We start from the raw sequence: 19330 nt of genomic DNA on the forward strand, positions 1-19330 counted from the left end.
CAGACTCTCGTATGGGGAAACTTTCCGTCTAGTCTATCGCCGGATTAGCGTTAACGGAAAGGCACTTCCCCCAGCGCCCGCCGGAGCTTGCGCGTGTGGAGGCGGGACGGGTTTTCCGCCAGCTGCTCGACCGCGCGCACCGCGCACATGACGTGGGCCTGCTTGGAATTCGAGTAGAAGGCCTGCGCCTGGGCCGGCAGCTTGGGCACCGCGTGCAGCGGCAGGTCGCTGACGGCCAGCAGGGTGCCGTAGGGCACGCGGTAGCGGTAACCGTTGGCGGCCAGCGTGCAGGACTCCATGTCCACGGCCACGGCTGCCGATGCCCGCAGCCACTCCCACAGCTGCCGGGTGGTGCGCCACTCCCAGTTCCGGTCGTTGGTGGACAAGACCGTGCCGGTGCGCATGATGGGGTTGTCCGCGCCGTAGATCTCGTCCACGCTCGCCTCCAGCATGCGCTGGATTTCCGGGATGGCGGGGATCGGGTTCGCCGGGGTGACCGGCTCGTCCAGGAGCCCGTCGTCGCGCTGGTAGGCGTTGCCCAGGATGAGATCGCCAATGCGCATGCGCCCGTCCAGGCCCGCGCAGTGGCCGATCATGATCCAGGCCTCGGGGCGCAGTACGGCCAGGCAGTCCGTGATGGTCTTCGCGTTAGACGGGCCGACCCCGATGTTGATCATCGTGATGCCGTCGCCGGCGGCGGTGATGAGGTCGAAGCGGGGCATTTGGTAGCGCGAGGTCAGCGTCAGCTCGTCGACGTCCAGGTCCACCGCGTCGTTGGGGTGGATGGTCTCGCCCGTGGGCAGCACCAGCGCGGTGTAGCGCGAGTCCTCGCTGGCGAGCTCGCGTAGCCCGAACTGCACGAACTCGGTGGTGTGCATGGCGTAGTTGGTGAACAGGATGTACTTCTGCACCGTGTCGACCTCGATGCCGGTGTAGTGCTCGATCCGCTCGCAGGCGATGTCGAAGCGCTGCGGCCCGAAGTGGAACAGCGGCTTCTCCGCGCCGTGGAAGGCGTCCCAGTCGCCGTCGATGATGGCGTCGTTGACGTCGTCGAGCGTGGGGCGCGGGACGGTGGTCCCGCGGTCCTGCGGGGCCGGCGGGGCGCCGCGGATGTACTCGGGCGGGATGCGCACGTCCGAGTAGCCGACGTAGATATCGCACGGGTAGTTGTCCACTAGACGCTGCAGCTGGGCGGTCAGGTAGTCGCGCAGCAGGTAGGGCTTGGAGATCACCGCGGAATAGTTGCCGGCCTCGTTGACGTAGCCGAAGGGTTGCGAGCGATCGATGGGGTGCCACTCGCGCACGGCGACGGTGATTTTGGGGTAGCGGACCTGGTCGTAGTCCGCGAAGTCGTGGGAGCGCCGACAGGACTGCTCGTAGAGTTCGATGAGGCGCGTGACCGCCTCGTCCACCGTCTGCACCTGCACTGTCTCTACCTGATTGCGCATGCCGCCACACTACCGCGTAAACGAAGGCCCCGCCGGCTGCACGCTGGCGGGGCCTTCTCCCCATGACTAATCTAATCGGTGCTAAACAGAAGGAGTGGAGCGCAACTTCTGCAAAACAACCGCCCGTGATTAGGCAAGGCTTACTTTAAGATACTTTGGAAAGAGCGTCAACCCTTCGGATGACATTTTTTTTAAAAAAGTTTTTCCTAATCCGCCTCACCTGCTAGTTCGCTAGGCTGGAAGGCCCCGGATTGTATAAGGAGATGGTTGTACGTGGCCGCTGATGCACTACAGGAACTGCGCTCCACAATCGAAAAGCAGCTGCGCCGCTTTTGGTCGAACGATGCCCCGGCCAACCCCCGTTTCGGCGTCAAGAACACCGCCCCGCCCAACGCGCTGCGCGAGGAGGTCGCCGAGGAGATCGCCGAGATGCTGCGCAAAGACCCCACCAAGGAGGGCTATTTCGGCTCGCTGAGCGAGGATTCACGCACCCGGATGGCCGTGTCCAACGAGGAGGTCGACTCGGCCGGCTCGAGCTCCACGGTGGACTCGCTCCCGCTGGGCGCGCGGCTGAAACCCCGCGGCATCTTCGAGGACGACTGGACCGCCCGCCCCAGCCCGGACCGCCCCTGGCCCATCATCTTGTTGCACGGCACGGCCGATTCCAAGGGCATCTGGCAGATCCTGGGCGGCGAGCTCCGCGAGGACGGCTGGGCCGTCTTCGCCCCAGATTACGGCACGCGGGCGACGGGCCTGCTGCCCGAGTCCGCCGCGCAGGTCGGCGCCTATATCGACGCGGTGCTGACCATGACGGGCGCGGAGAAGGTCATCATCGCGGGCCACTCGCAGGGCGGGCTGCTGGCCCGCTACTGGATGCGCGTGCTCGGCGGGGCCAGCAAGGTCCGCCACCTCATCTCGATCGGCGCGCCCAACCACGGCACCACCGAAGGCGGCATCATCAGCCCGCTGATGGCCAGCAAACGCAACGACTCCATCATGAAATCCATCATCCAGTCGTTCTTCGGCGACGCCGGCCAGCAGCAGATCGTCGGCAGCGAGATCTTGAGCGCCGTTAACGACGGCGGCGACTTGGACGAGGGCGTGACCTACACGTGCATCGCTACGCGCCACGATGCCGTGGTGGTCCCGCCCGAGACTTGCTTTTTGTCCCCCAGCAAGGTCAAGGACGGCACGGTGCGCAACATCTACGTCCAGGACTTTGATTCTCGCGCGGTGGTGCTCCACCACGACCTGCCGGTGGACCGGCGGGTGCGCGCCATCGTGCGCACCATCGTCCGGCAGCTCTAGTCCGACTCCCGGATGGTCTCGACGAAAAGCCAGCTCGAGTCCAGCTCCCCGTGGGGCGAGCACCGCGCGTGCCAGCCGTCGGGGCGGACCTGGACCACCATCCGCCGCCCACACAGGCGGCAGTAGCGCGGCACGTCCAGGCCGGCCGCGGCCGCCGGGTGCAGGGCGGAGACCGCTTCCAGGAGCTGTCCGGTATTCGGGTGGTAGACGGGCGGATCGCCGGCGAGGACGGACGCGGCGAGCGCGGAGTGATTAGTTTCCGCAGATTTCCCCGACATCTACAGCGCCTTGATGGGCAGGTCGATGCGCCCGAGCATGTCCACATCCTTTTCGATCTGGCGGCCCAGGGTCGTCAGGTAGTTGCCCGCGATGATGGCGTTGATGCCGCCGAGCAGGCCCTTCTCCGTGCCGTCGTCGCCCAGGGACAGCTCGCGGCCGCCGGCGAAGCGGAGGGTGACAGCGGGCATCGCCAGCCGGAAGGCGGCGACGGCGCGCAGGCCCTCGCCCAGGGGAACCAGCGGGCGATCCGCGAACGGGGTGCCCGGCCGCGGGTCGAGGAAGTTCATGGGCACCTCGCAGGGCTCGATCTCGGCCAGCTGGGCGGCGAACTCGGCGCGCTGCTCGAGGGACTCGCCCATGCCGATGATGCCGCCGCAGCAGACCTCCATTCCGACCTCGCGGACGAAGTCGAGGGTCTGCCGGCGCTCTTCCCAGGTGTGGGTGGTGACCACCTGCGGGAAGAAGCTGCGCGCGGTCTCCAGGTTGTGGTTGTAGCGCTGCGCGCCCATGTCCTTCAGGCGCTGCGCCTGCTCGCGGGTCAGGGTGCCCAGGGAGCAGGAAATCTCAATGTCGACCTCCGCGTTGATGGCGGCGATGGCCTCCCCCACCTGGTCCAGGAGGTTATCGTCCGGGCCCTTGACCGCGGCGACGATGCAAAACTCGGTCGCGCCGGTCTTGGCGGTGTTCTTCGCGGCCTCCACCAGCTCGGCGATATCCAGGCGGGCGGCGCGCACCGGCGAGGCGAACAGGCCCGACTGGGAGCAGAAGTGGCAGTCTTCCGGGCAGCCGCCCGTCTTGATGGAGATGATGCCTTCCACCGAAACGTCCGGGCCGCACCAACGCAGGCGAGTTTTATGCGCGATGTCGGCGATTTCTTCCAGCTGCTCGTCGGGGACGGAAAGGACCTGCAGGAGCTCTTCTTCGTTCAGGCCGATGCCCTGCTCTAAGGCCTTCTCGCGGGCGATATCAACAATACTCATACGGGTAGCGTAGCGAACAAAGTTGAACGGCGTTTAATTTTGCAACTTTAAGTTTATTTCTTTCGCGGGTGGACCGCGGCACTAGGCTGGGGTGCATGAGCGAAGACACCAGCCTGTACGACGACACCCTGGAGCTACTCCAGGAGCTTATCCGCAACGCCTGCGTCAACGATCTGACCGATGATTCGGGCCACGAGGTCCGCAACGCAGACACGCTGGAGCGCTTCTTTGCCGGCACTAACGTGCAGGTACAGCGCTTTGAGCCCCACCCCGGGCGGGTCTCGGTGTTGTTTACGGTCCCGGGCGGCGACGGCGAACCGCTGACCCTGATGGGCCACACGGACGTCGTGCCCGTCGACCAAGACAAGTGGACCAAGCCACCTTTCGATGCTGTCATCGAGGACGGCGTGCTCTACGGCCGCGGCGCCGTCGACATGCTCTTCATTACTGCCACCATGGCGGCCGTGACCCGCGAGGTGGCCCGCCGTGGGAAGCCAGCGGGCGATCTCACCTTCGCCGCCCTGGCGGACGAGGAGGCCCGCGGCGGCTGGGGCTCGCGCTGGCTGTATGCCCACCACCCGGAGGCGATGAGCTGGGACAACTGCCTGTCGGAGACCGGCGGCAGCCACCTGCCGAACTCGCTGGCTTTCAACGTGGGCGAAAAGGGCGCGGGCCAGCGCCGCCTCCACGTGCACGGCGACGCCGGGCACGGCTCGACGCCCTTCGGCAAGGACTTCGCCATCGTGAAGATCGGCGAGGTCGCCCGGCGGATCGCAGAGGCATCCGCGCCCGTGGCCACCAGCGAGACCTGGACCGGCTTCGTCAAGGCGTTCCGCTTCGATCCCGCCACGGAGCAAGCGCTCATCGGCGGCCAGGGCACCGCGGAAGATTACCGTGCCTTCGGCAACCTGGACGCCTACGCGCACGCCTTTTCGCACACCACCTTGTCCCAGACCGTCCTGCGAGCCGGCGGCGCTATCAACGTTCTGCCCTCCCACGCATACCTGGAGATGGACATCCGTCCCTTCCCCGGCCAGACCCAGGAGGACCTGGACGAGTTCCTGCGCCAGGCGCTGGGCGATCTGGCCGACGAGGTCACCATCGAGCACCTCATTACCGAAGACGCCACGCAGTCGGGCACCGACACCGCGCTCTGGCAGGCCATCGAGTCCACCGCCCACGAGTTCTTCCCCGACCTGGACGTCACCCCGGTGCTGGCGACGGGCGGCTCGGACCTGCGCATCGCCCGGCGCGCCGGCGGCAACGGCTACGGCTTTGCCCTCCACGCACGGGCCCGGGACATGGCCGAGGCCAATTCGCAGCTCCACAGCCACGACGAGGCGCTCCACTTGGAGGATCTCGATCTCACGGTCCGGGCCTACCGCAGCCTGGTGCGGCGCTTCCTGGGCGTCTAGAAAGTTTCCTGCGTACACTTTCCCGAACCGCGAACTCGTGCCAAGATGTATCCCATGAAGAAACGCCTCGCTGCCCTCGTGTTGACCGCTACCCTTGCAACCCCCGCCGTGGCTTCCGCCGATCCCGTCGACGACCTGCTGGCCAAGGTGCCCGCCGGCCAGATCTCTTGCGAAAAGGCCCGCAGCTACTGGACCAACCCCGGCGACTACCAGTCCAAGCGCAGCCAGGCGCTGTCCGTGGCCACCTTCCACCCGCGCGGCGGGGAGATCCGCTCCGCCATCGCCCGCATGGACGACGCGGTCAACCGCTGCAACCTGGGACAGTCGGGCAACCAGCAGCAGCCTGCCCCACAAAACACCCATCAGAACCGCGCTCCGCAGAACACCCACCGCGCCCAGAACGTGATTGAGCTGGCGGTCGCGCCCGGCCAGCCGACCGTCGACGTGCCTTTCGCCGGTCAGACCTTCCGCATCCCGGATCTCGCCGCCCTGGCTCGCACCGCGCTAACCCAGGTGCAGCAGCAGTTCGGCTCTCTGTCGTCCTTCTAGTCGACCGGACCCAGCTGGAAGTAGATCTCCTCGTGCGCGTGACACCCGGGATTAAACGGGTGCCCGCACGCCGGGCAGGCGGTGGCTAGCCGGTAACGCCCGTAATTCATCGTCTCCCCACAAACGCCGCACAAAACCGCGTCCGCCTGCTTATCCATCGCGCCGAACGGGTGATCGGCAAGCTCCGCATGGCAGATAGAGCACGCGTAAAACTGCCCGCACGTCGCACACTTGTTGGCCACCACATCCACCGCGCTATGCCAGTGCGCGCAACGCCCCTGGGCGTCCACGTCGACGCCATGGATTTCTTTCCCCGACATACTCAGCCATTCTTTCCCACGAAAAGAGATACTCTTTGCACCTCATACCCTTTCGGGTTTATGCACACTCAACGATACTCAGAGGGAATCAGCAGACTTGCTGGGTTCACTGTTTTGTGAATTAACCAGACACAAACCATGCAGCATTCTCAAAGGGAAATCTAAGGCCTCTTCTTTCTCGAATGCCACCACGCCAGTAGGGCAAACCCCGTAACAAGCTGCGTCACGCCGAGTATGATCCACGCCGTCGAATCTAGGACGACGGGAACGAGGCCTCCCAACACGGTCATCACCGCGTGCATGCCACCATGTGTACCGGCCGCCCACCACACGCTTTTCTTCCACACAACCACCGCGCCGGCGAGAACCGCCATGCCTAAGGGAAGAACGAGGTATAAGAGAAAATCTGTTGTGCTTTGCTGCCCACCCGAGGAGGAGAGGTGCGGAACAGTGAAAGCCAAGGTCGTCCACACTACCGTGAATACGGGTCGCTCATCTGTAGTAGAAAACAGCCATCCACGATAAATCAATTCCTCTGGAATCCCTTGCAGGAAATAAGAACGTACTAGAACAAAGACGACACCTGCCACTATCACTCCCACTGGAGCAGTGCTGGGGTCTGCATCGTGCTGTGCCACAGGCTCCGAGAAAGCAGATAAGAAAACCCAGCCAACTACCATCGGTACTGCGACGACAGCCGTGCCACCGAGAATCCCAGGGAGGATTTTCGAGATATCGAGAAGCCCGATAGCTCGCAGTTTTCTCCGCTCGACAAACCGCAACCATCCCCACAGCATGATCACGACAGCGAGGGGGGTCAGCAGAAAGATAGCAGCATTAGCTCCGATACCCACAGCGTCGTCTCGCCTCGCGATGGGAAGCTGGTGCAACGGAACACGCACCATATTAGAGGCCATAAGTATGACGAATGCGGCAACGATGCGAACCAAGAGTCCCCACCAGTTCAATGGAAGACGTGGGGAAAGAGGTAATTGAGGTTTGTTCATGTCAGGAAAATTACAGCTACTATGAGCTGTTTTTAAGTGTCTCCAGTCATTACTTCAGGTCGCTGAAAATATGACCCACGTCATGGGTCGGGCGATCTAGGATTAGCCCTATGCCTTCCCGAGCTCGCTACATTGCTCCATCCACGTATGTTGCGTCGACCTACGACGTCGCCATACTTGCGCAGCCTTTTCTAGCTTTCCTCAGCCCAGTAGCGGTGTTTATGATTCTGGCTATTGTTCGCTGGGATACTCCCCAGGCGATGATCCCTCAACTCGTAGCCCTGACGCTTTTCCTTGGCACTGAAATCTGGTGGTCGCACGCGGTAAAAAAGCGCCTGCCTCTCACTGCGGCTACGTGGTGCTTCGCTGCGTCAGCCCTAGTTGTATTCCTCACCGCAAATAACTCGTCCTCGCTGGTAGTAATCTGGCTTGGGGTCGTGGCCGTAGTCATTGTCCAGTCGTTGCGTGCTGGAATCATCTACGGTCTGTTCCCTGTTTTAGCCGTAGTCGGAATCCATGTCGTCTCCGGTTCTAGCCTTGGCAGAATCATTACCGAAGCTCTAGCGTCGTTCTCGCTGATAGCAATCGGTGTCTTTCTTGCACGCCTTGCCCGTACGGCAGCCACCGATGCTGTAGAGAAGACCCATCGGGCTGCAGAACTCGCCGTCGCAAATGAACAGCTACGGCGCTCTATCGAGACCGCCCGGGAGCTCACGCTCTCTGAAGAACGCGGACGCATTGCAGCAGCTTTGCATGATGGTTTAGGACATCGGCTCACGGCCATCAGCATGAGCTTGGATTTTTCCCAACGCATGATAGCGAAGAACCCAGAACGTGCCGCCGAAGAGATAGCTCATGCGCGCAATACAACAATTGCCGCTCTCGACGATATGCGCACTGTCGTGCGGGCTCTCCACCCTATTCGTTTAGAATCCGAAGGGTTTTATGACGCACTGACTGCGTTGGGAAACTCCTTTTCTTCTACCGCACTGACCGTTGAGGTAGAAGTAGCATCAAACGCCCCAGAACTCACACCTCCCGTGGAGAATATTCTTCTCGCTGCGGCACAGGAGGCCTTAACCAACGTGGTCCGACACAGTGCAAGCACCACCACGGCACGCATGTCCGTGAATTTTGACAGCGATTTCAACGTCATCACTATGTCGGTTTCCGACAACGGCCCAGGTTCTGATGACTCGCAGGCTGGCTTTGGTATTCGCTCGCTACAAGAACGCGCCGGAGCGCTTGGCGGACGAGTCCTCGTTTCGGGGCACGGGGGAATTGCTGATGGGTTTCTTCTCAGTATCGAACTGCCTGTGACTAGCTGCTAACAGAAGGACAGATCAACGTATGACTAACCGAGTAATTCTCATCGATGACCATGAGCTGCTTCTCCGCGGTCTCGCCTTAATTTTCGACACCATCGACGAGTGCGAGGTCGTCGCAACTACTACTAATGGAAAAGAGGTGAGCTCGCTTATCGATGCTTTTGCTCCCGACATTGTTGTCACTGATGCGGTCATGCCTGACTTCGATGGGCTCGCTGTCGTACGCGAGTGTGCGACCCATTACCCTCATGTTCCCGTACTGGTTCTCACCACCTTCGACGACGCCACACTGGTCCGCTCACTCATCGATGCTGGTGCTGCAGGCTATCTACTCAAAGACATTGATGCCAATCATCTCGCGGAAGCGATCGATGCCGCCGCCAGCGGCGGCATCGTCCTCGATCCCCGTATTGCCCGCATGCTGCACCGACCAACAAACGCGTGCTGCAGTCCATCATCTAAAAAGCCTGCGTCCGTGGAGGGAGTCACCACCTTGACGCGTGCAGAGCGCAAAGTCGCGACCCTTGTTGCGGAAGGAAAGAACAACAAGGAAATCGCTGAAATTCTCTACTTGGCCGAAGGCACCGTAAAGAACCATGTGTCCGTCCTACTGCGCAAGATGAAGGCTTCCGATAGAACCGTCCTCGCTCTCACTCTTGCCCGAGCTTTTGGTCAGCTAGATTAATTAACATACTGAAGCGTTCTGAGTTTAGGTCCTTTCTCAGCTAAGCAAGGACAAGACACTAGGCCTAGAAAATATTCCGTCGAGCTCAAGGAGTAGGCGGTCCATCAGGTCATCGAAATGGTCCGCTTGGAGTCCTGCTCACTACAACGCGCCTACGAGGAAGTCGGTGAGCTCCTCGATGCATCACGCCACACATTGCGGGCGTGGTACCGCGACAGCGCCTCTACACGAGACGGCCGCAAAGCGCCGGATAGCGAAACAATGGAAGAAGAACTTGGGGCGCCTGCGTCGAGAAAACCGCGAACTGAAACGAGCAAACGGGATTCTCAAGACTACTTCAGCTTTTCGCAGCGGAACTCGACCGACCCACGACCACATGATCTCTTACATCGACGCGTATAAAGATCAGTTTGGGGCCTGGGGCCATCTGCAGAGCGCTTCGACAATCAGATCGTGGATTCATCACCTCACGCGGCTACCGAAAAGCCACCACACGTGTTCCCAGTGCGAGAGCGTTAAGCGATAGCCTGCTTATCCCAGAGATTCAACGCGTGCATGCTAAGAATTTTTCGGTCTACGGTATCCGCACAATGTGGCACGCGATGAACCGTGAAGGCTTTCATATCGGTCGTGACAAGACCACACGTCTGATGAAGCTAGCAGGTGTTTCCGGCCGCAGACGCGGGCGAACTCCGGTCACCACGATCAGCCCGAAGACACCGGATCATCGCCCGGATCTTGTACAACGAGACTTCCGTGCACAAGCACCAGGCAGGCTTTGGGTTGCTGATATTACTTACGTTCGCACCCTGTCAGGATTCGCCTACACCGCGTTTGTTGTGGATGTCTTCAATAGAAAAATTGTTGGTGTTGCGACACGCTCGACGATGCGTACCGATGCGCTGCCCATGGAGGCATTGGAACATGCGTTAACGACTGCAGGACGAATCCATGGAAACCAGCTGGCACACCATAGCGATCGGGGCAGCCAGTACGTGTCACTGAAGTGTTCCACCGCGCTAGCGGAATCCGGAATCCGCCCGAGTGTCGGAATAGTCGGCGACTCCTACGACAACGCATTGACGGAGACAGTCAACGGACTCTACAAAGCTGAACTCATTCACGCCCAAGGCCCGTGGACATCGGTGGGGGAAGTCGAACTAGCCACCTTGCGGTGAGTGCATTGGTGGAACACCAAGAGACTTCACGAAGCATTGGACTACACCACCCCACAAGAAATAGAAACCGAGTATTGTCTCACCCAGCCGATCAGCACAGGGCCGTAAAAGAAGCGGAACTAAACCCAGGACGCTTCAGTTGGTGGTGGATCCGGATTTCTTATCAACGTAAATGTATTTGCTGGCAATACCTTCCTGGCGCAGAGCGTCGATCTGTCGGTCAAGATCCTGTTTCGCGGTCGACACCCGAGCGTAGCCAGTATCCATAACCAGAATAGTGCCGGAAGTCTATTCTGTAGCGGACATTATGGGACATGGTTGTGGCATGACTTGTGGGAAATACTCCTCCTGGGACTGTGTATTTTCAATCCATTGTCATTGATGGTGTCCCACTTCCTTGAAAGTGAGGCGTTCGGGAAAGGCCGGAAGGGGCCCCTTTTCCGACGTTCAAACTATTGCTTGAAATACAAGTACTCGCTTGTTAATATCGGAGTGTGCTTACAGAGATTTCCTTATCCATCCCCGCGTCAGATCTCAGTCCCGCCGAGCGGGCCCAGTTACTCGCACCCACACTGTCCGCGCTGTCGGATGAAAACCGGTTGACGATCCTGCTCACCTTGGCGGAGAAGTCGATGACCAACCGCCAGCTCCATGAGGTCACCGGGATGAGTCAGGCGTTGGTTAGCCATCATCTGGCTGCCCTGCGCAAGGCCGGACTGGTGGACTCGGAGCCGAGGGGTCGTGCCACGCTGAATTCGGTGTGTTGTGCTCAGCTGGCTGATCCGGTGCGCTGGCTGGCGCACCTGGCGGCGTTGACCCCGGAGGGACAACGCGCCTGCTGCACGGACACCTCCCTGAGAAGCGAGGTCGTTGATGCTGATTAGCGCGCTCGGCACGTTCACTATCCTCCTGGTCGAACTGCTCCTGCTATTTCTGGTGATCTCCTATGCGGTCGCGCTGATCAACCGGCGCTTCGGTCCGGAGCGGTTGCAGAGCTGGATGGATGGTGGAGCGGTTCCCGGCCAGGTCAAAGGGCTGGCATTGGGGGCGATCACTCCGTTTTGTTCCTGTTCGACGATCCCGATGTTTGTCAGCATGCTCAAAGCCGGGGTGGCCTTTCGTACCACCGTGACCTACCTGATCGCTTCGCCGCTGCTCAACCCGGTTATCGTCGGCGGGATCTGGCTGATCTTTACCTGGCAGGTCGCGATCAGCTACGCGGTGATCATGGTGCTGCTGGCGCTGGGAGCACCCTGGGCCTGGACCGCGCTGGGTATGGAAGACCAGCTGCGCAAGGTCAAGGTCAAGGGCGGGCGCCAGCTGGACGGGACCCCGTGGCGTGGAATCAAACAAGAAACCCCGGCAACGATCCGTCAAACATGGGACGATCTTCGCCCCATGCTCCTTCCGATGATCATCGGCGTGGCCATCGGTGCATTCATCTACGGGGTCGTGCCCGAAGACGGCCTGGGATTTATGGCCGGTGGAAACGTCTGGTGGCTGATTCCACTGGCTGCGGTGATCGGTATCCCGCTGTATGTCCGACTGGAAACGATGCTGCCGGTCGCCCTGGCTTTATCGGGTGCCGGGGTAGCCATCGGCCCGATCTTCGCGATGATGATCGGCGGGGCGGGGGCCTCTCCGCCGGAGGTCTCCATGTTGGCGGCGGTGTTCAAGCCGAAACTGTTGACCACCTTCGTGATCACCATTCTGCTGGCGGCCATGCTGGCCGGCTACGCGATGACGATCATCCTCTAAACCACGTACCTCTAACGAAAGGAGACCCTCATGGGCTTCAAAGACCTGTTTACCAAGAAAAACTCCACCTCCGACTGCTGCGGGGTCGAGATCGTCGCCGACGACGACACCGACACCACTGAGACCACCAGTGACCAGGAGGAGCAGCACCCGCAGGCTACGTCCTAACCCGACACATCCGGTCTCTACCAGCGTGTCTGGCTCTCGGACGAGGAGCTGACAGCCGGTGCAGACACCAACGACCCCGCGTGACAATCGCGCGGGGTCGTTGATGTGGGGTGGGGTGATTAGTTCTCAAGCAGCTCGGCGATGAGCCTGCGTACCCGGGTGTCGATGTCGTCACGGACCAGGCGCATGCGCTCGATCCCCTCGATACCGCGCGTGGACGGCTCGTCAGTCACCCACCGTTCGCACGTTCCGTGGGCGTCGTCGGGTAGCTCCAGCTGGGCATCACCTCCCAGGATGATCACGCGGTCGACCTCGCGCAACAGCTGTGGATCTACACCCTTAGGGTGGCCTGCGGACATGTCGGCGCCGGCCTCTGCGATGACCTCGACGGATTGGGTGTTGAGCTTCGTGCCGGGTGTCGTGCCGGCGGAGTGGATCTCGATCCGGTCACCGGCGTGCTTAGCGGCTAGGGCTGCGGCCATTTGGGACTTTCCGCCGTTGCCGACGCAGACGAACAGAACTGTTGGGTGGGTGCTCATGAGGTGAAGGTCTCCTTCTCGGATACAGCAGTCTGCGAGGACGGTGTCGAGGATACGGGTAGGGTCGGATCCTGGGGGAAGAGTTTCGGTCCCAGCCACCGCATGGTGTAGACTAGGCCGACAAGAACCGGGATCTCGATCAACGGGCCGATCGTGCCGGCTAGCGCCTGTGCGGAGGTCGCCCCGAAGGTGCCGATGGCCACGGCGATGGCCAGCTCGAAGTTATTGCCCGCTGCCGTAAACGACACCGACGCCGACTGGGCGTAATTCATTCCCGACGCCTTCGTCGCAATCAGTGCGATGGCGAACATGCCGACGAAGTAGGCCAGCAGCGGCACAGCCACGCGGGCCACGGTCCACGGCTGGGAGGTAATCTGCTCGCCCTGCAGGGAAAACAGCAGCACGATGGTATAGAGCAGGCCGCTCAGTGCCAGCGGGGAGATCTTCGGCAGGTAGGTGTTTTCGTACCAGGCACGGCCCTTGGTTTTTTCACCGATGATCCGGGAGGCCACTCCGGTGGCCAGCGGGATGCCAAGGAATACGAGCACGGAAACCACGATCGACCAGAAGGAAAATTCGGCCGAGGTAGTCTCCAGGCCCAGCCAGGCCGGCAGGACCTGGAGGTAGAACCAGCCGAGTACGCTGAGCATGATGACTTGGAACACCGAGTTGATCGCCACCAGGACGGCCGTGGCCTCCCGGTCACCACATGACAGATCAGTCCAGACGAGCACCATCGCAATACACCGAGCCAGGCCGACGATGATCAACCCGGTGCGCAGTTCCGGCTGATCTGGCAGGAAGATCCAGGCCAAGGCAAACATGAAAGCCGGACCGACCAGCCAGTTGAGGACGATGGACACCGTCATCAGGCGTTTATCGGCGGCGATCTCGACGGCCTTGTCGTAGCGAACCTTCGCCAGTGGCGGATACATCATCACCAGGAGGCCAAGCGCTATCGGCAGGGAAATCCCACCGACCTCCAGAGCGCCCAAGGCGTCACCAATACCGGGGACCACCCGTCCGATGAGTAGGCCAGCGGCCATGGCGAGAGTGATCCAGACCGGCAGGAAGCGGTCCAAAATCGTCATGCGTGGGCGGTTATCAACATTCATATTCATACGAGCCTTTCACAATATTGACAAGCATCAATACAAAAAGTAGCCTTTATATTGAAGGTTGTCAATATAGGATGGTTGGTATGACATTCTCGCAGACTCTCCCGCTGGCGGACTTGTCCGCCTGTTGCTCACTGGGTGCTGGCCCCTTGACCAGTGGTGAGGCCGAGCGCTACGCCACGTTGTTCAAGGTGTTGGCCGATCCTGCCCGCCTGCGTTTGCTATCGCAGTTAGCGGCCGAAGGCTGCGGCCCGGCCAGCGTCGGGGAGCTGACAGAGACGTCGGGGTTGAGTCAGCCGACCGTGTCGCACCACCTGAAGCGGTTGACCGAGGCCGGGTTATTGGACAAGGTCCGGGTCGGTCGGACGGTGACTCATCAGGTGCGCCCGGAGCTGTTCGCGGAGCTGCGCACCGTGTTGCAGATGGACTGACCCACCACCGACGAGAAGGAGACGATCACACACGTGACCAGCAAACACTTCGAGGCGATCATTATTGGCGGTGGCCAGGCGGGCCTGTCCACCGCCTACTACCTGCTGCGAGCAGGCGTGGACGCCTTGGTCCTCGACGATCAAGAGGGTGCCGGTGGGGCGTGGCGGCATGTGTGGCCGTCGATGACGTTGTTTTCCACCGCAGAGTTTTCCAGCCTGCCGGGCAAGCCCATGCCAGCCTACGAGGGGTTCCCACCGTCGGACCATGTCATCGACTACCTTGCTGACTATGAGCAGCGCTACCGGATCCCCGTCGAGCGCCCCGTGCACGTGGACCGCGTCGACCGGGAGGATGGAGGCTACCGCCTCTACGCCGGTGATCGATCGTGGACGGCTCCCCATGTCGTAGCCGCCACCGGTACCTGGTCTACTCCCTTCGTCCCGGCATACCCGGGATTGTTTACCGGCACGCAGTGGCATTCGGCAAACTATCCCGGGGTGGGCCCCTTCCGGGGGTCGACCGTGGCTGTGGTGGGGGCGGCGAACTCCGCCGCGCAGATCGCCGCCGAACTCACCGGTGTTGCCGAAGTCACCTGGTATACCCGCCATCCACCACGGTGGATGCCCGATGAGGTCGACGGGCGGGTGCTGTTTCGCCGGAACCGGCAACGCGCCCTGGCCGTCCAGCGCGGCGAGACCGATCCGGGGGCCGACTCGGAGCTCGGCGACATTGTCGTGCTGCCTGAGGTGCGCGCTGCCCGCGACGCCGGATGGTTGGCGGCGACGCCGATGTTTAACTCCCTCAACGAAGTACGGGCCGATCATCTGATCTGGTGTACCGGGTTTCGGCCGTCCCTCGGGCCGGTGCGCCGGCTCCTGGACGGCACGACCCCAAAATACCCGGGCCTGCACCTGGTCGGTTACGGCGACTGGACCGGCCCCGGATCCGCCACGCTCACCGGGGTAGGCCCCTACGCCAAGCAGACCGCCCGGACCATCGCGGACTCATTTGGCATGACCGTCAAGTAATCTCCGCCTGGCCGGTAACCCCGAGGTATACGCTGTGGGTCAGAGATTTTCCTATATCCGTGTCTTCAGTGCCGACCAGAACCTGGCCCGCCAGCGCGAGATGATCGGCACCGTAGATAAGGAGTTTCTCGAAAGCTCTCTGCCCGCTCCCGCGCTGACAGATCAGGCTTGGAGCGCTGCGTCGACTACCTGCGGATCACGACGAGCTGATCGTGGCGTCCGGCTCGCCTGGCCCTTGGTGTACGGGCCTGAACCCCGGAAAGTGGACACGTCGGGGGTTAGCTATGCTCCTTTGGTCAGTGTAGCGTATGTGAGTGCTTCAAAGCTCTGCTGATGCTGCGTTCAGCGAGAGGTCCTCATTGTTCTCATAGAGAGCCACAGCATCGCGTTTGAACTGTTCGGAGTACCTGGACATGATGGTAGATTACCTTTCTTCCTAGCCCGACTAGGCTGGATAGCAGGTGTCCACCTAAAAGGGGTCAGGTCCGTTACGAATTGTTAAAGGGTAATCATGAAAAACTACGCCAGCTTTTTTGAGTACACTGCACAGCCGGCAAGCGATCAGCACATCCTTGAGATCGAAGACAAGCTTGGCAAAAAGCTACCTGGTGATTAGAATATGCTGCTTTCAGAAACTGGAGGCGGCATCCTCAACCTAGAAAAGTCTTTCCTTACAGATATTTCCTTGCCTGATGGGGACACCTTGGAGATCGTTGTTGAAAGCATCTTCGGCAACGGCACAGCAAGCAATGGCTCTCATGTTGATTTGATTTGTGGCTATCCACGATTTGCGGGTAACCCCACAGTGTGGCTATCCAAAGAAATCCACGTTGTTTGCAGTGTTCGATAGCGTTTAGGCGGGCATGTCGGTCTTTGCGGTCATTGATACCGAAACCACCGGCTTTAACAAGCGCTACGACCGCATCATTGAACTTGCTGCCGTGCGCGCTGACGCATACTTCAATCCCGTCGACTCCTGGCACACATTGCTCAACCCTGACACCAAAGCCGTGTCCACTACTCGGGGGGACACCCCGCCCACCTCGGCACTCAACCCTGCTGTGGGGGTTACTCGTAGCGAAGCGAGCTGAGCATCCCGGTTTCCATGTGATAGGCGTTATGGCAGTGAAATGCCCACTCACCGGGGTTGTCAGCGATCAGGTCGGCGATCATGGTTTCACCGTGGCGGAGAAGGACGGTGTCCTTGCGTAGCCCGCCGCTGCCGGGCAGCGCCCACGTGTGGCCGTGGATGTGCATGGGATGGGGCATCATGGTCCTGTTGCGCATGACCATCCGCAGGCGCTGGCCCCCCTGCACGGTCGCGGAGGAGGATTGGCCGTCGGTGAGAATGCTCCATTCATACGGCATCATCTGCCCGCCCAGGTCGATGCTGACTTCTCGGTCTGGTGTGTCCTCGGGCAGGAGTGCACGGTCTGCTGGCTTCAGGGAGGACAGAAGCAGTCCGGTGGACGACAACTCGGGGAAGTCGACATCGGGGTGGGGGACCTGGCCGCCGGCGGTGCGGATGACGGCGAAGGCGCGGTCGTCCTTACCCACCGTCAAAGCCGTGAGCGGGAAGATGCCGTCGCCGAGGATGACCTCGACGTCGACACGCTCGCCCATCGACAGGTAGATCGATTCGGTCTCCCGGGGCTGGACAGGGAAGCCGTCGGTGTGGGTGACGGTCATGCGGTGACCACCGAGGGCCACCTTGAAGATGGTGTCACCGCCGGAGTTGATAAACCGCAGGCGGGCCTTGCCGCCCGGGCGAGCCTCGAAGGTCCGGTGAGCACGGGGGATACGTCCGTTGATGAGGTAGTGCGGATACATCACATCGCCGGCATCCCCGCCCAGTACCCGGTCCGGGGTGCCGTGCATCATATGGCCGTGACCTCCCATCCCCTCCTTCCCGTTATGGTCGCCCGAACCCATTCCGGTGAGCTTGTCGAGCTCATCGTCGGGAGTGCCCTGAATGCCATCGACCCAGTCGTCGAGCACGATGGTCCACTCGACGTCCTGGTCCTCAGCGTCTTGCGGATCACGGACGATCAGTGGGGCGTGGAGGCCGCGATCAAGCTGCAGGCCGGAGTGGGAATGGTAGAAGTAGGTGCCACCGTGGGGGACTTCAAAAACATAGGAGAAAGACTCGCCAGGTTCAATGGGGTCCTGGGTCATGCCGGGCACACCGTCGGCTGCATTGTGGAGTGCGATGCCATGCCAGTGGATGGAGGTGCTCTCAGGCAGTTCATTGATGATATCGACCTGGAGGACGTCGCCGGCGGTGGCCTCAATGGCCGCATCCCCGGTGTCAGAGACGTATCCCCACGTCTTGGCTTCGATACCGCCGATATCTAGAGAGAGGGGCCGGGCGGTCAGTGTCCGGCGCACCGTTGGCTCACCGAGCGCAGTGGGGGTGGGAGTGGGGCGAAGAGAGGAACCTGGTGCCGAGGCAGCGGGTCCAGGGTCGCTGGTGCAGGCGGCCACGGCCCCGGTGCCGGCGAGGACGAGCCCGCCGAGCAGAAACTGTCGTCGGGAAAATCCGTTCATCATGATTTAACCTTCCTTGGTGTTAGATTTCAGTGACACGGGAGACAGGCGCAGGTGAGGACCCTGCTGAGCCATCACGTCAGGTGCAGGTCTGTGACACAGGTGGCACCGTCGTCGGCGGTGGAAAACTCCACGGTGCCGGTACGCCCCTGGTAGCTGACCTCAATCAGGCCGGTGGCATCATCGGGAAGCCAGAAGCCAATAAACCCGTTGTCGAAGGTGGTTGTCGCCTCGTCCACCAGCACCTCACCGTTCACCTCATCGGTGATCGTGACCTGGATATCCTCATTGTCGAGTTCCCCCAGGCAGGTCGTGAGGCTGTGGTAGAAGCAGTCGTGGGTGGAGGTGAGATAGGGTGCGATCGAGACATACGTCTGATTGTCGGGAAGATCGACCACGACTTCCTGGTCATCGCTCGAGAGCAGCAGTTCATCGGCACGCACTGAAGCGATCAGATCCGTGGGACGCTCAGTGACCTTCTGCCGGTCGAGGTGATCAATGATCTCCACCGCGTCCATGGCGGCCAGGCCATGGGTAGCCAGGAATGTATCCTGGGACACCGTCCCGTCGGCGGTGGGTTCCGGGTCGGCGGCCGAACACCCCGTGAGGGCGAGGGCAAGGGCGGCGGCTGCGAACGCTGCTCGTTTCACGTCAATCTCCTTGAATCATGGTAAGACCGTGAGAAGACACCGCCTCAAGGTCGATGCCATACCTTTATTTAGCACGGGTGCCTGACGGACTAGAAATCAAAAACCCTGCTCACGGACTTATAACAGGGCGAAAAAGGGGTGAATTCGGTGGGCTGGGTCACCACCAGGACACCACCCCACAACCGTGGGCGATGTCCTTCTACCCGCCCCGAGTATGCGGTGCAGGCAGTGAAATCCCTGGTGGCGCCTGCTGAACCGACCAGGGGAGGCGATGCCGCCGGCCCGGGGTGGGGCACAGGGGTGACGGCGGTCGAAGGGTGATGTTTGAAGATTTGATGAAGATTTCCCCGCCGGGCACTGAGCGAGGGTGGTATTCCCCTCTGGCCGGAGCGATACTGGGGTCCATGGCTAACCGCACACCGACCACCGCCACACCCCCGGGGCGGGTGCTGGTCGTCGATGATGAACAACCCCTGGCTCAGATGGTGGCCTCCTACCTCATCCGGGCCGGCTTCGATACCCGCCAGGCGCACACCGGCACCCAGGCCGTGGACGAGGCCCGTCGCTTTTCCCCCGATGTTGTGGTGCTGGAT

Annotated in this window: 22 protein-coding genes and 2 pseudogenes; 14 read left to right on the forward strand and 10 right to left on the reverse strand. The window is 61.3% G+C overall.

What is annotated here, in order from left to right; all coding sequences use genetic code 11:
- Nucleotides 1-50: 50 nt before the first annotated feature.
- Nucleotides 51-1448: an AMP nucleosidase gene (amn, locus tag VVS03_RS07410; protein ID WP_368520579.1), complete on the reverse strand. Its 1398-nt coding sequence runs from the start codon at nucleotides 1446-1448 to the stop codon at nucleotides 51-53.
- A 273-nt stretch (nucleotides 1449-1721) separates the two neighbouring features.
- Between amn and VVS03_RS07415 the strand changes: the two genes are divergently transcribed.
- Nucleotides 1722-2756, forward strand: coding sequence for an esterase/lipase family protein (locus VVS03_RS07415; protein ID WP_368520580.1), 1035 nt, complete (start codon nucleotides 1722-1724; stop codon nucleotides 2754-2756).
- Here the strand turns inward: VVS03_RS07415 and VVS03_RS07420 are convergent.
- Entirely contained in the window at nucleotides 2753-3034 is a 282-nt protein-coding gene (locus VVS03_RS07420; RefSeq protein ID WP_368520581.1) for a hypothetical protein, read from the reverse strand. The genes VVS03_RS07415 and VVS03_RS07420 overlap by 4 nt on opposite strands.
- Nucleotides 3035-4015, reverse strand: coding sequence for a biotin synthase BioB (gene bioB / locus VVS03_RS07425; RefSeq protein WP_070768579.1), 981 nt, complete (start codon nucleotides 4013-4015; stop codon nucleotides 3035-3037).
- A 95-nt stretch (nucleotides 4016-4110) separates the two neighbouring features.
- On the opposite strand from bioB, the gene VVS03_RS07430 reads away from it, so the two are divergent.
- Both VVS03_RS07430 and VVS03_RS07435 read left to right on the forward strand, forming a co-directional pair.
- Nucleotides 4111-5430 (forward strand): M20/M25/M40 family metallo-hydrolase, encoded by a 1320-nt coding sequence (locus VVS03_RS07430; protein WP_368520582.1) that lies wholly within the window; start codon nucleotides 4111-4113, stop codon nucleotides 5428-5430.
- 54 nt (nucleotides 5431-5484) lie between these two features.
- Nucleotides 5485-5979, forward strand: a complete 495-nt coding sequence (locus VVS03_RS07435; protein WP_368520583.1) for a hypothetical protein — start codon at nucleotides 5485-5487, stop codon at nucleotides 5977-5979.
- On the opposite strand, the gene VVS03_RS07440 is transcribed toward VVS03_RS07435, so the two are convergent.
- A complete protein-coding gene (locus VVS03_RS07440; RefSeq protein ID WP_368520584.1) occupies nucleotides 5976-6299 on the reverse strand; it encodes a CHY zinc finger protein in 324 nt (107 codons plus the stop codon). The genes VVS03_RS07435 and VVS03_RS07440 overlap by 4 nt on opposite strands.
- A 161-nt stretch (nucleotides 6300-6460) precedes the next feature.
- Entirely contained in the window at nucleotides 6461-7306 is an 846-nt protein-coding gene (locus VVS03_RS07445; protein WP_368520585.1) for a lysostaphin resistance A-like protein, read from the reverse strand.
- Nucleotides 7307-7416: 110 nt separating this feature from the next.
- Here VVS03_RS07445 and VVS03_RS07450 point away from each other — a divergent pair, with 110 nt between their 5' ends.
- The 3 genes and pseudogenes from VVS03_RS07450 (at nucleotide 7417) to VVS03_RS07460 (ending at nucleotide 10605) form a co-directional block, all read left to right on the forward strand.
- The gene (locus VVS03_RS07450; RefSeq protein WP_368520586.1) at nucleotides 7417-8637 is read left to right on the forward strand and encodes a sensor histidine kinase; all 1221 of its coding nucleotides are present in this window, start codon (nucleotides 7417-7419) and stop codon (nucleotides 8635-8637) included.
- A gap of 19 nt (nucleotides 8638-8656) precedes the next feature.
- On the forward strand, nucleotides 8657-9319 hold the full coding sequence (locus tag VVS03_RS07455; RefSeq protein ID WP_368520587.1) for a response regulator: 663 nt from the start codon (nucleotides 8657-8659) through the stop codon (nucleotides 9317-9319).
- Between the two features lie 117 nt (nucleotides 9320-9436).
- Nucleotides 9437-10605: pseudogene (locus VVS03_RS07460) on the forward strand (IS3 family transposase).
- A 30-nt stretch (nucleotides 10606-10635) separates the two neighbouring features.
- Here VVS03_RS07460 and VVS03_RS07465 read toward each other — a convergent pair.
- Nucleotides 10636-10764, reverse strand: a pseudogene (locus VVS03_RS07465) (recombinase family protein); the annotation flags it as partial.
- A gap of 227 nt (nucleotides 10765-10991) precedes the next feature.
- Between VVS03_RS07465 and VVS03_RS07470 the strand changes: the two are divergent.
- From VVS03_RS07470 to VVS03_RS07480, 3 genes are read left to right on the forward strand one after another with little or no spacing between them, the layout of a single operon-like run.
- Nucleotides 10992-11381, forward strand: a complete 390-nt coding sequence (locus tag VVS03_RS07470) for an ArsR/SmtB family transcription factor (RefSeq protein ID WP_368520588.1) — start codon at nucleotides 10992-10994, stop codon at nucleotides 11379-11381.
- Nucleotides 11371-12255, forward strand: coding sequence for a permease (locus tag VVS03_RS07475; protein ID WP_368520599.1), 885 nt, complete (start codon nucleotides 11371-11373; stop codon nucleotides 12253-12255). Before VVS03_RS07470 ends, VVS03_RS07475 begins: the two co-directional genes overlap by 11 nt.
- 30 nt (nucleotides 12256-12285) lie before the next feature.
- A complete protein-coding gene (locus tag VVS03_RS07480; RefSeq protein ID WP_169833256.1) occupies nucleotides 12286-12423 on the forward strand; it encodes a hypothetical protein in 138 nt (45 codons plus the stop codon).
- Between the two features lie 119 nt (nucleotides 12424-12542).
- Here VVS03_RS07480 and VVS03_RS07485 read toward each other — a convergent pair whose 3' ends face one another.
- Together VVS03_RS07485 and arsB are read right to left on the reverse strand one after the other, a co-directional pair.
- Nucleotides 12543-12962, reverse strand: coding sequence for a low molecular weight phosphatase family protein (locus VVS03_RS07485; RefSeq protein ID WP_368520589.1), 420 nt, complete (start codon nucleotides 12960-12962; stop codon nucleotides 12543-12545).
- The gene (arsB, locus tag VVS03_RS07490; RefSeq protein WP_368520590.1) at nucleotides 12959-14077 is read right to left on the reverse strand and encodes an ACR3 family arsenite efflux transporter; all 1119 of its coding nucleotides are present in this window, start codon (nucleotides 14075-14077) and stop codon (nucleotides 12959-12961) included. The genes VVS03_RS07485 and arsB overlap by 4 nt, the downstream gene beginning before the upstream one ends.
- 86 nt (nucleotides 14078-14163) lie before the next feature.
- Between arsB and VVS03_RS07495 the strand changes: the two genes are divergently transcribed.
- The 4 genes from VVS03_RS07495 to VVS03_RS07510 all read left to right on the forward strand — a co-directional run bounded on the left by VVS03_RS07495 (nucleotide 14164) and on the right by VVS03_RS07510 (nucleotide 16631).
- Nucleotides 14164-14511, forward strand: a complete 348-nt coding sequence (locus tag VVS03_RS07495; RefSeq protein WP_368520591.1) for a metalloregulator ArsR/SmtB family transcription factor — start codon at nucleotides 14164-14166, stop codon at nucleotides 14509-14511.
- Between the two features lie 33 nt (nucleotides 14512-14544).
- A complete protein-coding gene (locus VVS03_RS07500; RefSeq protein ID WP_368521443.1) occupies nucleotides 14545-15540 on the forward strand; it encodes an ArsO family NAD(P)H-dependent flavin-containing monooxygenase in 996 nt (331 codons plus the stop codon).
- A 619-nt stretch (nucleotides 15541-16159) separates the two neighbouring features.
- Nucleotides 16160-16390 (forward strand): hypothetical protein, encoded by a 231-nt coding sequence (locus VVS03_RS07505; RefSeq protein ID WP_368520592.1) that lies wholly within the window; start codon nucleotides 16160-16162, stop codon nucleotides 16388-16390.
- 13 nt (nucleotides 16391-16403) lie between these two features.
- Nucleotides 16404-16631: a 3'-5' exonuclease gene (locus VVS03_RS07510; RefSeq protein ID WP_052292422.1), complete on the forward strand. Its 228-nt coding sequence runs from the start codon at nucleotides 16404-16406 to the stop codon at nucleotides 16629-16631.
- Here the strand turns inward: VVS03_RS07510 and VVS03_RS07515 are convergent.
- Both VVS03_RS07515 and VVS03_RS07520 read right to left on the reverse strand, forming a co-directional pair.
- The gene (locus VVS03_RS07515) at nucleotides 16609-18090 is read right to left on the reverse strand and encodes a multicopper oxidase domain-containing protein (protein WP_368521442.1); all 1482 of its coding nucleotides are present in this window, start codon (nucleotides 18088-18090) and stop codon (nucleotides 16609-16611) included. The genes VVS03_RS07510 and VVS03_RS07515 overlap by 23 nt on opposite strands.
- A gap of 71 nt (nucleotides 18091-18161) precedes the next feature.
- Nucleotides 18162-18737 (reverse strand): CueP family metal-binding protein, encoded by a 576-nt coding sequence (locus VVS03_RS07520; protein WP_368521441.1) that lies wholly within the window; start codon nucleotides 18735-18737, stop codon nucleotides 18162-18164.
- A 320-nt stretch (nucleotides 18738-19057) separates the two neighbouring features.
- Between VVS03_RS07520 and VVS03_RS07525 the strand changes: the two genes are divergently transcribed.
- The coding region (locus tag VVS03_RS07525) for a response regulator (protein ID WP_368534461.1) at nucleotides 19058-19330 on the forward strand (273 nt) is incomplete at its 3' end.

Source organism: Corynebacterium sp. LK2537 (assembly GCF_040946485.1).
In the GTDB taxonomy this organism is placed as follows: Bacteria; Actinomycetota; Actinomycetes; order Mycobacteriales; family Mycobacteriaceae; genus Corynebacterium.